At 52.0% G+C, this 13,457-nt stretch carries 10 protein-coding genes; 8 read left to right on the plus strand and 2 right to left on the minus strand.

The window, feature by feature from the left end:
* Positions 1-244 precede the first annotated feature (244 nt).
* Both AC286M_RS12840 and AC286M_RS12845 read right to left on the minus strand, forming a co-directional pair.
* Positions 245-1,006 carry a DUF2232 domain-containing protein gene (locus AC286M_RS12840; RefSeq protein ID WP_488204775.1) on the minus strand — a complete coding sequence of 254 codons (762 nt, stop codon included), beginning with the start codon at positions 1,004-1,006 and terminating at the stop codon, positions 245-247.
* Between the two features lie 122 nt (positions 1,007-1,128).
* A complete protein-coding gene (locus AC286M_RS12845) occupies positions 1,129-2,211 on the minus strand; it encodes a sensor histidine kinase (RefSeq protein ID WP_488204776.1) in 1,083 nt (360 codons plus the stop codon).
* A gap of 685 nt (positions 2,212-2,896) precedes the next feature.
* Between AC286M_RS12845 and AC286M_RS12850 the strand changes: the two genes are divergently transcribed.
* From AC286M_RS12850 to glgB, 8 genes are all read left to right on the plus strand, one after another.
* Positions 2,897-3,913, plus strand: coding sequence for an aldehyde dehydrogenase family protein (locus AC286M_RS12850; protein ID WP_488204777.1), 1,017 nt, complete (start codon positions 2,897-2,899; stop codon positions 3,911-3,913).
* Positions 3,914-3,929: 16 nt separating this feature from the next.
* On the plus strand, positions 3,930-4,262 hold the full coding sequence (locus tag AC286M_RS12855; protein ID WP_488204778.1) for an aldehyde dehydrogenase family protein: 333 nt from the start codon (positions 3,930-3,932) through the stop codon (positions 4,260-4,262).
* Positions 4,263-4,503: 241 nt separating this feature from the next.
* Entirely contained in the window at positions 4,504-6,141 is a 1,638-nt protein-coding gene (locus AC286M_RS12860; protein ID WP_488204779.1) for an acetolactate synthase large subunit, read from the plus strand.
* 291 nt (positions 6,142-6,432) lie between these two features.
* Positions 6,433-7,449, plus strand: a complete 1,017-nt coding sequence (locus AC286M_RS12865; RefSeq protein ID WP_488203685.1) for an IS110 family RNA-guided transposase — start codon at positions 6,433-6,435, stop codon at positions 7,447-7,449.
* A gap of 211 nt (positions 7,450-7,660) precedes the next feature.
* Positions 7,661-9,028, plus strand: a complete 1,368-nt coding sequence (tnpC, locus tag AC286M_RS12870) for an IS66 family transposase (RefSeq protein ID WP_488202877.1) — start codon at positions 7,661-7,663, stop codon at positions 9,026-9,028.
* A 163-nt stretch (positions 9,029-9,191) separates the two neighbouring features.
* Complete coding sequence (locus tag AC286M_RS12875; protein WP_488204780.1) at positions 9,192-10,316, plus strand: THUMP domain-containing class I SAM-dependent RNA methyltransferase; 1,125 nt, start codon at positions 9,192-9,194, stop codon at positions 10,314-10,316.
* 46 nt (positions 10,317-10,362) lie between these two features.
* Entirely contained in the window at positions 10,363-10,704 is a 342-nt protein-coding gene (locus AC286M_RS12880; RefSeq protein ID WP_488204781.1) for a hypothetical protein, read from the plus strand.
* A gap of 411 nt (positions 10,705-11,115) precedes the next feature.
* Complete coding sequence (glgB, locus tag AC286M_RS12885) at positions 11,116-13,419, plus strand: 1,4-alpha-glucan branching protein GlgB (RefSeq protein WP_488204782.1); 2,304 nt, start codon at positions 11,116-11,118, stop codon at positions 13,417-13,419.
* Positions 13,420-13,457: the final 38 nt, after the last annotated feature.

Consider the following 13,457-nt stretch of genomic DNA (forward strand, 5'->3'; position numbering starts at 1 on the left):
AAGGTATCCAGTCGAAGTCTTGGTGGCAGAGGGTTACGGCTTGGCCGAACCCCTCTGACGGTGACTATTGCTGGGTCAGAATGTGCTTTTTGTACTCAAAGGTTTTATTTTAGCCGAGTAACAAAAGGTTGCGTCAAGCGTGGGGATCAAGCTGGGATCATGCGATCGCAGATGTAAAAAGCCCAGAAGATGTCTGCTAAATACCGTCTTGGATGGCTTTTGGGGTTTGCTTAAACGCTCAATCTTATTCATCCAGCAAGACCTGAACCCACTGTGGCGGAGCAGGCATTGAAATTTTTAATCGCTCCAATAATAGCCACGCCGCTAGGTGAACCGTAAAGACATACACAATATTGCTGATGAGAACCAGAATGAGCATGACGATTTGGATCAGCATCAGACTTGGTTCGCCCAGGGCACCCACGCCGAGTAGACCAAAATTGACCAAATGTGTCGAAACCCATTCAATCAGCTGTGTGACCTGGGTAGTAATGTAAACCCACAGATCCTCTCCCAGCAAAACCGAGAGTAGCCACAGCCGGAAAAAGAAGCCAAAGCTGCCGATGATTGAGCCGATAGCAATGGAAATTGGCCAACCTGACCGTCGTCGCCACATGCCGCCGAGCTGGACGCCCAGTAACCCATAGGGAATAAAAAATAATAAGCTGCGCGGTGGCCCCATCAGCACAGAGAGGAGCAGCCCAGATACGAGGGCTGACATCCAGGCCGAGCGTCCGCCCCAGCGCAGATAGACCATCGAGATCGGGAGGGGAAAGAAAATACGGAGCAGTGGGCCAGCGGGAAAGTAATAGTTAACGAGCCAAATCAGGCTGGCTGTACTGGCTAAAAAAGCAGTTTCCACCATTGCCAGCGGGCCAATGGGCGAAACCGAACGACTACTGGGCGGTTGACTTGCCGAACTAGAGGGTTGATTCGAATTGCGATCGCGGGCGTTGGGCAAAGCTGCCTCATCACCTAAGTAGTCATCATTGGTTGGATAAGTCATTACTGCATCATCGGCAATCGCGTTCCTTAGACATCTTAGGCTACCAAATTGGGTTTGTAGTGGTTATTGAGCCTCACCTTATTAAATCCGCGCTTCTTAGCCGGATGACTGAATTGAATCGATTACGGTCGAGGTAAGCAGCATTCCAGCCGAGTCAGATTCGGCCATTCATCGCCAGCCAACGGATCTGGAGCAGACAGAACCGCGAGATTGTCCTTTACATGTGTGATCGGTGTTTGCAGAACAGCCAGTTTGCCGCCCATACAGTGCAACGAGATGTAGTTCATCAGCAACCCCAGACCCATTGAAGGATGCAGGCTATCGCCAGTTTCAGCCAGGATTTGTTCAATCACGGCCGGAACAACTTTTTGATTCGCTTGAATGGACTGGATCGATTGGTCGCTGGCATTTAATAAATCAAACGCTTCATGCCAAGCGGATACGGGTCTTTGATCTTCCAACCAAATGCGCACGGGTTCAGTGGGTGCTGACGGGTGAACACGCAGGCAAATTTGCCCACTGTCCATGTGGGAGATCGCCGTATCCAGCAGGCTAACCAGAACTTGTCTCAGTTGTTTCCAGTCAGCTAGAACTTCAACATTGACTTCTGGTACGACGACCTGCAGCCGCAGATTGCGATTTTCGGCCTGTAAATGAACAGAGGCTTGCACTTCCTTGAACAGTTCTGCGAGCTGGACTGGCTCTAGACACAAGCTGCCCGTTCCGTATTCGATCTTGGAAATGGCAATCAGCTCATCTAGTAGCCCTAGCGTCTTGAGCACTGAGGTATGGGCTTGCTGCAGAAAGTCGCGCTCTTCCTCTGGACTATCGCATAGATCGGCCAGAATGAGCTGATGCATGCCAATTACGCCATTGAGGGGCGATCTCAGTTCGTGAGAGGTGCGGGCCAGAAATCCAGCCTTAAACTGACTCAGTTCGAGGGTTCGAAAGTAGGTCTGCTGTAGCTCAACCAGTTGGCGCTCCAGTTGTTCAGCCTGCTTGATTTGCTCGGTGCAGTGGGTTAATGCTGAGTCCTTGGAGGTTTCCTTGGGGGTTCCCTTGGCTAATTTAGGCTGAATTGAGCCAGAGCGAGAGGGGACGAGGGGAATCACCGGCGACGTGAGGCGCGATCGCAACAGGAGAGCAGTACTGACTGCTCCACATCCAAGCCCAAGCACCAGGCTTATTAGATGACTCCAATCCATGCCAACCCCTTTTTCTAAATCACACGCTATGAATTTTGCGTTAAACACACCATACCCAAATCATCCACGGTTCAATCGCTTGGCGGGCAATTGCCGCTAAGTTCTTTAAATTTTGTTTAATCAGGCTTTATTTATCAGAACTATCAGAACTTATTTGGCACACCCGGTTGGGCACAACAGTAGTGGTATTCAGGTAGTGATTGTTTGAGGACTGCTAACGAGTCCTATTTATTAAAGTCGTATGACAAGAGATTTTGTTTCAGAGTTAGGACAAAATTATGTTCTCTGAGCCAGCTAGCAAAATCATCCAATAAATTAAATTCTTCTTGACCGAAATTAGAGACTTGATACATTCCTTAACGCTAAACCTTAAAGAATAAAAACAATCTATACGTTTACCGTGAATTCCACTGGCCATATTGGAACATAGAAGTTAGGCAGCATCCAGCTTTCGCACTCGTTGAGCGTCTCAGCCACAGTTGGTAAATGTCTGCCAGCATCTAGAAAGAGACGAACAATTAAGTAATTAAGTCGCGGATCTTTATCAACAGTTTTTAGATTATTCAACTGATTAAAGTGCGGAACAAACGATTCGTTGTCTGACAGCATGAACTCTGTAATTTAGCCAATATGGCTAGGTTCAAATGTTGACTCAGATCGTTGCGCGATACTAGGAGATCAGGTCATGGCAATTGCAAGCATTAATCCGGCCACGGGAGAAACGATTAAAACCTTCGAACCACTGCCAGCTCAGGAGGTTGAACAGCGAATCGCTAAGGCGCACGCTGCATTTGAAGCCTATCGGCTGATTGATTTCAAAACGCGATCGCAATGGCTGCAAAAGGCGGCGCAAATTCTGGAAGATGAGCAGCAGCGCTTTGGCGAAATCATGACCCTGGAAATGGGTAAGCCAATTAAATCTGCGATCGCAGAAGTGAAGAAGTCGGCCTGGGTCTGTCGGTTCTACGCCGAACATGCCGAAGAATTTCTCAGCGATAAGGTCGTGGAAACCGACGCTAGCCGCAGCTATGTGTCCTATCAGCCGCTCGGTGTTGTACTAGCGGTAATGCCCTGGAACTTCCCGTTTTGGCAGGTGTTCCGGTTTGCCGCTCCGGCTCTGATGGCGGGTAACGTGGGGCTACTAAAACATGCGTCGAACGTGCCGCAGTGTGCGCTGGCAATTGAGGAAATCTTCAGCCGGGCGGGCTTCCCAGAGGGCGTTTTCCAAACACTGCTGGTTGGTGCGAGTCAAGTTAGCTCCATTGTGGAAGATGACCGAGTGAAAGCCGCTACGCTGACAGGCAGTGAAGCTGCTGGTGCGAGTCTGGCCGCTACTGCGGGACAGCAGATTAAAAAAACGGTGCTGGAACTGGGCGGCAGCGATCCGTTTATCGTGCTAGAAAGCGCGGATTTGGATACAGCTGTGGATACAGCGGTCACGGCTCGGATGTTAAATAACGGCCAGTCCTGCATTGCCGCCAAGCGGTTTATCCTAGCAGAGGGCATCGCCGAAGCCTTTGAAAAGCGTATGTTTGAGAAATTCAGCGCGCTAAAAATGGGTGACCCGATGCTGGAAGACACGGATCTAGGGCCACTAGCGACTCCTGGCATTCGGGACGATTTGGATCAACAAGTACGGGCTAGCGTTGATCTGGGCGCACGGGTGCTGATTGGCGGCCAGCCGCTAGATCGGACCAGGTAACTACTATCCGGCCACGATGCTGACCGATATTCCCGTCGGCAGTCCGGCAGACATCGAGGAGTTCTTTGGCCCGGTGGCGCTGCTGTTCACCGTTAAATCCATTGACGAGGCCATTGCGATCGCAAATAAGACCTGCTTTGGTCTAGGAGCCAGCGCCTGGACAACTAACGAGGACGAGCAAATGCGGCTGATTCGCGATCTGGAGGCCGGAGCGGTGTTTATCAACGGTTTGGTTAAATCTGATCCGCGCATGCCCTTTGGCGGCATCAAGCGGTCAGGCTATGGCCGCGAACTGGGCAGCGAAGGGATTCACGAGTTCGTCAATATCAAGACGGTTTGGGTGAAGTGAGGCGAGGGCTAGTTTTGTAATCCTCGTTACAGTCTATTGAGATAACGGTGCTAGTTCGCTCCAGATGGGCAATCTAGTAGCACAAGCCACAGGGTCGGAAACCTGGCAATCGTATATTCACTGCATCCGCCACGATTGATCGCAAATTAAGCCTCATCTATTGCGATCGCACACGCTACACAATTGGCTACTACCCACTGCCGATACCTAACTGTGAGGACATACCTAGAGAGGGAATCTAATGAATACGGCTGAATTGCTAATTCAATGTTTGGAAAATGAAGGTGTTGAGTATATTTTTGGGCTACCGGGTGAGGAGAATTTAGCGATTCTCGCCGCATTAAAAAAATCATCGATTCAGTTCATCACGACGCGCCATGAGCAGGGGGCGGCGTTTATGGCTGACGTATATGGTCGGCTGACGGGTAAGGCCGGGGTTTGTTTGTCCACGCTTGGCCCTGGGGCCACGAACTTGATGACGGGTGTGGCCGATGCAAACCTTGATCGCGCTCCCCTCGTCGCGATTACCGGACAAGTTGGGACGGATCGGATGCATATTGAGTCGCACCAGTATCTGGATTTGGTGTCGATGTTTGCGCCTGTGACCAAGTGGAACGCGCAGATTGTCCGACCGAGCAATACGCCGGAAATTGTCCGCAAGGCCTTCAAACTGGCTCAAACCGAGAAGCCGGGAGCCGTTCATATTGACCTGCCGGAAAATATTGCCGCTATGCCTGCCGAAGGGCATCCCCTGAAGCGGGACAGTCGCGAAAAAACCTATGCCTCGCTGCAAAGCGTCCAGCAGGCAGCCGTTGCCATTTCTCAAGCGACAAATCCGCTGATTCTGGTTGGCAATGGGGCAATTCGAGACAATGCCAGCCACGCTCTGACGGAATTTGCTACCCAGCTCAATATTCCTGTCACTAACACGTTTATGGGCAAGGGTCTCATTCCCTATACCCATCCGCTCGCTCTGTGGACAATGGGCTTGCAGCAGCGCGACTACATTAGCTGTGGCTTTGATAGTGCCGATTTGGTGATTGCGGTGGGGTATGACCTGGTGGAATATTCGCCCAAACGCTGGAATCCAGATGGCCAGATTCCCATCATTCACATCGGACTGACGCCTGCCGAAATTGACAGCAGCTATATTCCTCGTGTTGAAGTTGTCGGCGATATTGCGGATTCACTGACGGAAATTCTGAAGCGGGCTAATCGACAAGGACGGCCTGCTCCCCGCTCCCTTGAACTGCGAGAAGATATCCGCTCGGACTACGAGCAGTATGCCAACGACAATGGTTTTCCAGTGAAGCCGCAGAAGCTGATCTACGATCTGCGGCAGGTGATGGGCGCAGAAGATATCGTGATTTCCGACGTGGGCGCTCACAAGATGTGGATGGCCCGCAATTATCACGGCGCATCGCCCAATACCTGCATTATTTCCAACGGATTTGCGGCAATGGGTATTGCCATTCCAGGTGCGATCGCAGCTAAACTGGTTCACCCTAGCCGCAATGTCGTCGCGGTGACCGGCGATGGCGGTTTTATGATGAACTGTCAGGAGTTGGAAACGGCGCTGCGAGTGGGGACAGCCTTTGTTACCATCATCTTCAATGACGGTGGCTACGGTCTGATTGAATGGAAGCAGCTTAACCAGTATGGCGAGTCTGCGTTTATTCACTTCACCAATCCAGACTTTGTGCGCTTCGCGGAAAGCATGGGACTGAAGGGCTACCGGATTGAGAAGACGGAGGACTTTATCCCGACGCTGCAAGAAGCACTTCAGCAGGATGTGCCAGTGGTGATCGATTGTCCGGTAGATTATCGCGAAAATCTGCTGTTTACCCAGAAGTCAGGCGATTTGAGCTGCACAATTTAAGTCGTTGATGCACGTTTACCGTAGGGGCGGGTTTAGCCGATCAATTGTGGGTTCTAATCAAATTAGTCAACGAAACCCGCCCCTTGTATATGAGGGAAGATAAAAGACAAGGAAACCCCAGACGAAGTAGTGACTCTGGACCCGCCCCTGAGCGAATAGCTCGCGAGGTAGATTATAGTAGCCTGCGATGGAGTTTTCCTTGTCTCTTCCCTGCTTATCGACGAATCTGAACCCAGTATCAAGGGGACTGTCAGTAGAACAGCCACCCCGCATTGAACAAGGACAGTATCGTTGGATGGAGGGTTAACGGTTGAGGAACGAGTGATGAATCAGACTGGCTTGCCGATTCTCGGCATTGACGTGAGCAAAGCGAAATTGCATGTGGCCCTGCAAGTGGATGGTCAGCATCGGCCTAAACGCAAAGTGGTGACCAACAATCTAGCGGGCTACCAGCAGTTGAGTGAGTGGTTGGAGCGACAAGGAATTGAGCGGGTGCATGGTTGCCTGGAAGCGACCAACACCTATGGACAGGGAGTGGCGACCTACCTGTATGAGCAAGGCCATCAAGTGAGCATCATCAACCCCCTGTGCGTCAGTGGGTTTGCCCAGAGTGAATTGCAACGCAGCAAAACCGATGGAGCTGATGCCGCTCTGATTGCTCAGTTTGGCTGGCAAAAGCGTCCGGCCCCGTGGACACCACCGCCCGCTGAACTGGAGCAGTTGCAAGCGCTGAGTCGTCGCTTAGAAGACCTGCAGCAGATGATCACTCAGGAACGCAATCGGCTCGATACGGTGCATGAGGCGCTGCGCGAGGAGATTAAGTCTCATCTGCGCTTTCTCCATCAACAGGTCGATGCCCTAAAAAAGTCTATCCAGGAGCATCTTCAGCGCCACCCAGCGCTGGCCGCTGAGGTGAAACGCTTAGAGACCATTGTAGGCATTGGGGCTCTCTCTGCAGCCTGTATTCGAGCTGAAATTGGTTCGCTTGAGCGCTTTCGTTCTGCTCGGCAACTCGCTGCTTTCAGTGGCCTTACTCCTCAAGAGCATCAGTCTGGCACCTCCGTGTGTGGCAAGGTGCGCCTCTCTAAACTGGGCAATGCTCACTTGCGCCATCACCTCTATTTCCCCGCTTTAGTTGCGATTCGTCGCTCCACAGCGATCGCACACTGGCGCTCTGAGCTTCTCGCTCGCGGTAAAACCAAGATGCAAGTCGTCGGCGCGGTGATGCACAAACTGCTTCGCATCTGTTTTGCTGTTCTCAAGTCGGGCCAATCCTTTGACCCAGCTTTGCTGGGCCAACGTTCTTGACTTCAGCTAGACAAAACAGTATCTACAAAAATGTAAAACGTGGTTGGCAACTGGATTTTGAACCGTATGATGTAAATCGGTAACAGCGGACTGCTAGATGCGGTTCGCTGTTTTTGTTTAGGATTTACACGGGACGTAGAAGCCTACGTCCGTAATTGCTCAACTCGGTTGACCCAAGCACGGCTTTGAGAGAAGATGATAAGCTTTTGCCATGACAGAACTGCCCCCACTCGATGGATTAAGCCCCGCCGAAAAAGATGCCCTGATTCAAGGGCTGTGGCAGGAGCTGCAACGGTTGCGAGCAGAAGTCGAACAACTGAAGCAAAAGCGGGTAAAGAAAACGTCGCGCAATTCGAGTTTGCCTCCCTCCAAGGGCTTCAAACCCAATCAGAGCCGCTGTGAACCCATGGCTAGTCCATCGGAAGAAACGGGAAGCCACCGTGACGGTGGGCGAGAATTAAGTCAACAGCCCAATCAAGTGGTGGTGGCACAAGCCAAGAGCTGTCCCCACTGTGGAGCTGAGGTTGACCGTTCGGCGCAGCGCTTGAGCGGGATTTACGAGCGGATTGAATTGCCTCAGCTCACCCCTGACATCACGCGGGTGGAACGCTATGGCGGGGTGTGTCCGTGTTGTCAAAAGACGTATGAGGCTCCCGTTCCAGTTGGGTTGGAACCCGGTTCTCCCTTTGGCACGAGTGTGGCAAGTCTAGTCACCTATCTGCGCTACCGTCATGCCATCAGCTATCAGCGGCTGAGCCAGTTGATGAGCGACCTCTGGGGTCTGAGCTTGTCGGAAGGAGCCATTGCCAATCTACTGAAACGAGTGCAGGCTCAACTTCAATCCCCGGTGGCCCAGATTGTGGAGCGCTTACGCAGTGCTCGTCTAGTCGGCAGTGATGAGACGGGGGCACGGGTAAATGGAGTCAACCAGTGGGAGTGGGTGTTTCAAAACGAGCAGGTCTGTTTGCATGTGATTCGTCCGAGCCGAGGAAAAGCTGTCATTGACGAGGTGATGGACGGTCATCGGCCTCAGGTGTGGGTCTCGGATTTGTTCAGTGCTCAGACAGCCCATCCGGCAAACGAGTGGCAAGTGTGTTTGGCCCATCAACTGCGTGATTGTCAGTATGCCATCGATGCTGGCGATGACCTATTTGCTCCTCGGATGAAACGGCTGTTGCTCAAAGCCATTGCTCTGCAACGACGACGACACACTCTGGCGGCCTCGACCGTCGAGCAGTATGGCGCTCGATTTCGCGGTTCACTGCGGGAGATTTTGAATCTCAACCCTCAATCGCTTGAGGGGCAGCGGTTGCTCAAACGTTATCGAAAGATTCGTTCTCATCTGTTGCTGTTTTTGACCGATGAGACCATCCCGCCGACCAATAATGCGAGTGAGCAAGCGTTGCGCTGGAGTGTGGTCTTTCGCAAGGTGACTAACGGATTTCGATCCGACTGGGGAGCCGAGTTGTTCGCTCAGGTGCGATCTCTGATCAATACTGCACAACGTCAGGGCATGTCTGCCTTTGATGCCATTTCTCGTGCCCTTACCTCTCAGCAGTCCGATTGGCTACTGGGTTGAGCAATTACCTACGTCCTTCTTAAGATGGTGGATTCAACAATCTGTAGATTATCCAACTCGTAGGGGCACGGCATTGCCGTGCCCCTACCCCAGGAATTTCAGCTTATTCAATCTGCCTTCCTCAGTTGGATTGGTATTGCGATCGCACTTCTCACAATCTTGTATGACACACTATTTTGCTACGGTAGCGCGGGGACTGGAAGAGTTAGCGGCTGAGGAACTGCGGCAGTTGGGCGCAGATGCCGTAGAACTGGGCTTTTGCGGCGTATCGTTCACAGGCGATCGCACCTTGCTGTATCGGGTTAATCTCTGGGCGCGGCTGCCGTTTCGGATTCTGCTGCAAATCGCGGAATTTTCCTGTCGCGATGCTGACGAGCTTTACAGCGGCATTCAGCAAATCGACTGGGCACTCTATCTCACCCCAGCCCAAACCTTGTCAGTACGAGCCACAGGCAAAACCCAGCAGTTGAACCATACCCACTTCACCGCGCTTCAAGCGAAGAATGCGATTGTGGATCAGCAGCAGCGGCAGTTTGGCGAGCGCTCCAATGTCGATACCGAAGCTGCCGATGTGCAGATTAACCTGCATCTGCATCGCGATCGCGCAACGGTCAGCCTCGACAGCTCCGGCAGCAGTCTGCATCGGCGCGGCTATCGGCCAGCCGTCGGCGCAGCACCGCTCAAGGAATCCCTGGCTACAGCGTTGATTCAACTCTCCAAGTGGCAAGTGGATCAGCCTTTTTTCGATCCGCTCTGTGGTTCAGGAACACTGCCGCTAGAAGCCAGTCTAAAATCCCTGAATATTGCGCCCGGTCTATTTCGCGATCGCTTTGGCTTTCAAACCTGGCCTGATTACGACGCTGAGCTGTTTGACCAGTTGGTGGCCTCTGCTCAGGTTGCTCGCTCTGAGCAACTGGCAAGCTGGATTGGTGGCTGCGATCGCAACTCCGATGTCATCCAGCAGGCTCGCACCAATGCCAAAAACTGCGGCGTTTCCGACCGGGTGCAGTTCAGCATTGCTGAACTGGCCGACGTGGAAGCACCTGCCGATAGTGGCATCCTGATGTGCAATCCGCCCTACGGTGAGCGACTCGGATCGGCCAAGGAACTGGGCGCATTCTATAAGCTTCTGGGAGACGTACTCAAACAGCAATTCAAAGGCTGGACAGCCTTCGTCCTCAGCGGCAACAAAGAGCTGTCGAAAACGATTGGCCTCAAATCCGCCCAGCGCTTTCCGGTCTACAACGGCTCACTTCCCTGCCAACTTATGAAGTATGAGTTGTATTAATCTGATTGGTCAGAAATTTAAACCACCGTGTACCGTATCCGTCCCTATGCAACAACGGCAGATCAAGCACAAACAGCGCAGAACATGGAGCAGAAGAGTTGCGATCGCAGCTCTGAGCACTATCCTATCCACCAGCTTCACATCCCTTGGTCGCTGTCTCCCTCCACCCGAAGATACCCCCGAAGAAATTCTCCGCACCGAAATCATCACCGAAGCGCGATCGCCCATTGACGGCGAACTGCTCACCGCTGCCGAATACGCCGAACTCCAAGCCCTCTTACAAGAAGACCCCACCGATCCTGTCGTCGCCGCCCAAATTCAAGAAATCATTGTCCTCCTCCGCCTCCGCCGCGCCATCCGCACCTTCTTTCCGTTTCTGCTGAAATAAAGCGCAAAGCGCTGGGGATTTTGGATTTTAGATTTTGGATTTTGGATTTAGAGAACTAAGGCTTGAGTGCTAAGTACTGGGGATTTTGGATTTTGGATTTAGAGTGCTGAATGCTGAGTGTTAAGGACAAGTAGGTCTGAGCCTTACAGCCCTTTTTACGCCTCACTCCTCTCGCCTCACTTTCTTTACAGCCCTCCCACTCCCCCACTCCCCCACGCTCTCCCACCCTCTACAAATCCACCCTCCGATTCTTCCTCTCCGACTCCCAACGCAATAGATTATTTGAGTGTTCCCCGTGAATTTGATACGGTTTATTGCAGTTCTTTTAACAAATGTTGCCAGCGACGCTGTATTTTTAAGCCAGCAACCATTTTCTCAAATCAGCTTAATCAGGCTAGGAAGGTAGATTCTATGGTGATGTCCGTTGCTCCAGACCAAATCGATCGCATTGTTTGGAACCATCATCATGATCCGTTTGAGGTACTGGGTCCGCATCGTATTCAGGAAAATGGCCATTCGGTTTGGGTTGTGCGAGCCTATCAGCCCGAAGCCAGCGCCGTAACGGTTGTTTGCCCAGAAGAGCGGCAAGAATTCCCGATGCAGTCTGTTCATCATCCCCACTTCTTTGAGTGTGTTATCGAAGACTTCGATCTGAAAAACTATCAGCTTCGCGTCAAAGAGGGAGAACACGAACGCACCATTCACGACCCCTATGCATTCCGGGACTGCCAGTTCCAGGAAATGGATTTCCATTTATTTGCAGAAGGCAATCACCATCGGATCTACGAGAAGCTCGGTGCTCACGTTCTAACCATTGATGATGTCAAAGGTGTTTACTTTGCGGTTTGGGCACCCAATGCTCGCAATGTATCGGTTTTGGGTGACTTCAATTACTGGGATGGTCGTAAACATCAGATGCGCAAGCTCGGCAACGGCGTGTGGGAACTCTTCATTCCTGACCTGGATTACGGCACTCACTACAAGTACGAAATCAAAAACTACGCCGGACACATCTACGAAAAATCCGATCCCTATGGCTTCCAGCAGGAGGTTCGGCCCAAGACGGCTTCCATTGTGGCGGACTTAGATTCCTTTGAATGGCATGACCAAGAGTGGCTAGAGCAACGGCGCGATCGCGATGCGCTCAAGCAGCCCATTTCAGTTTATGAAGTTCACCTTGGCTCCTGGATGCACGGTGATTGGGACAATCCCGGTCGTGATGCCCACGGCAACATTATTCCGCCTGTTGCAGCGGCAGATTTGAAGCCGGGTGCGCGATTCTTAACTTATCGGGAACTCGCCGATCGGTTAATTCCTTATGTGAAAGAACTGGGCTTCACTCATATTGAAGTCTTGCCCATTGCCGAACACCCGTTTGATGGCTCCTGGGGCTATCAAGTGACAGGCTACTACGCCGCCACCTCCCGCTATGGTTCGCCGGAAGACCTGATGTACTTCATTGATCAGTGTCACCTAAACGGTATTGGTGTGCTGGTGGACTGGGTACCGGGTCACTTCCCGAAAGATGGGCATGGTCTAGCGCTATTTGATGGAACGCACCTTTATGAACACGGCGATCCGCGCAAAGGTGAGCATAAAGAATGGGGTACGCTGGTCTTTAACTACGCCCGCAATGAAGTGCGTAACTTTTTAGTTGCTAACGCTCTGTTCTGGTTCGACAAGTATCACATCGACGGTATTCGAGTCGACGCAGTGGCATCCATGCTCTATCTTGACTACCTGCGGGACGAGTGGCTTCCCAATGAGTATGGCGGTCGCGAGAATATTGAAGCGGCAGATTTCCTCCGACAGGTCAACCACGTTATTTTCAGCTACTATCCTGGCTCGTTGTCAATCGCAGAGGAATCAACATCCTGGCCGATGGTGTCCTGGCCAACCTATGTGGGTGGTCTTGGCTTCAACCTGAAGTGGAACATGGGCTGGATGCACGACATGCTGGACTACTTCGCGATGGATCCTTGGTTCCGCCAGTTCCATCAGAACAATCTGACCTTCAGCATCATGTACGCCTTCAGCGAAAACTTTATGCTGGCGCTCTCCCATGATGAGGTGGTACACGGCAAGAGCAACATGCTGGGCAAGATGCCGGGCGATCGCTGGCAGAAGTTTGCCAATATGCGAGCGCTCTACACTTTTATGTTTACCCACCCTGGCAAGAAAACGCTGTTCATGAGCATGGAGTATGGCCAGTGGAGCGAGTGGAATGTGTGGGGTGATTTGGAGTGGGATATGCTCCAGTATGAGCCGCACCGAAAGCTCAAGAAGTTCATGACCGACCTCAACCACTTCTATCGCAGTGAGCCATCCCTCTACATGGATGACTTCTCCTACGATGGTTTTGAGTGGGTTGATTGTAATGACAACAGCCACAGCGTGATTTCCTTCATGCGCAAGGTCAACGGCTACGAAGAAGACTTCACGGTCACAGTCTGCAATTTTACGCCGCAGCCCCACAGCCATTACAAAGTGGGCGTACCGCTACCGGGCTATTACAAAGAGCTGTTTAACAGCGATGCCAAAGAGTACGGCGGCAGCGGTATGGGCAACTACGGCGGCAAGTGGGCTGATGATTGGAGCGCACACGGACACTATCACTCGTTAGATGTTTGTCTACCTCCGCTGGGTGTGGTGGTCTTCAAGCTCGATCGAGAGAAAACACAAGCGGCGTTAGCAGCAGCGGAAGACTCCGAATAATATCCAAGCCTAGTTGAAAACCCAATTTATTGTTTGTG

The organism is Thainema salinarum CENA647, from assembly GCF_057732415.1.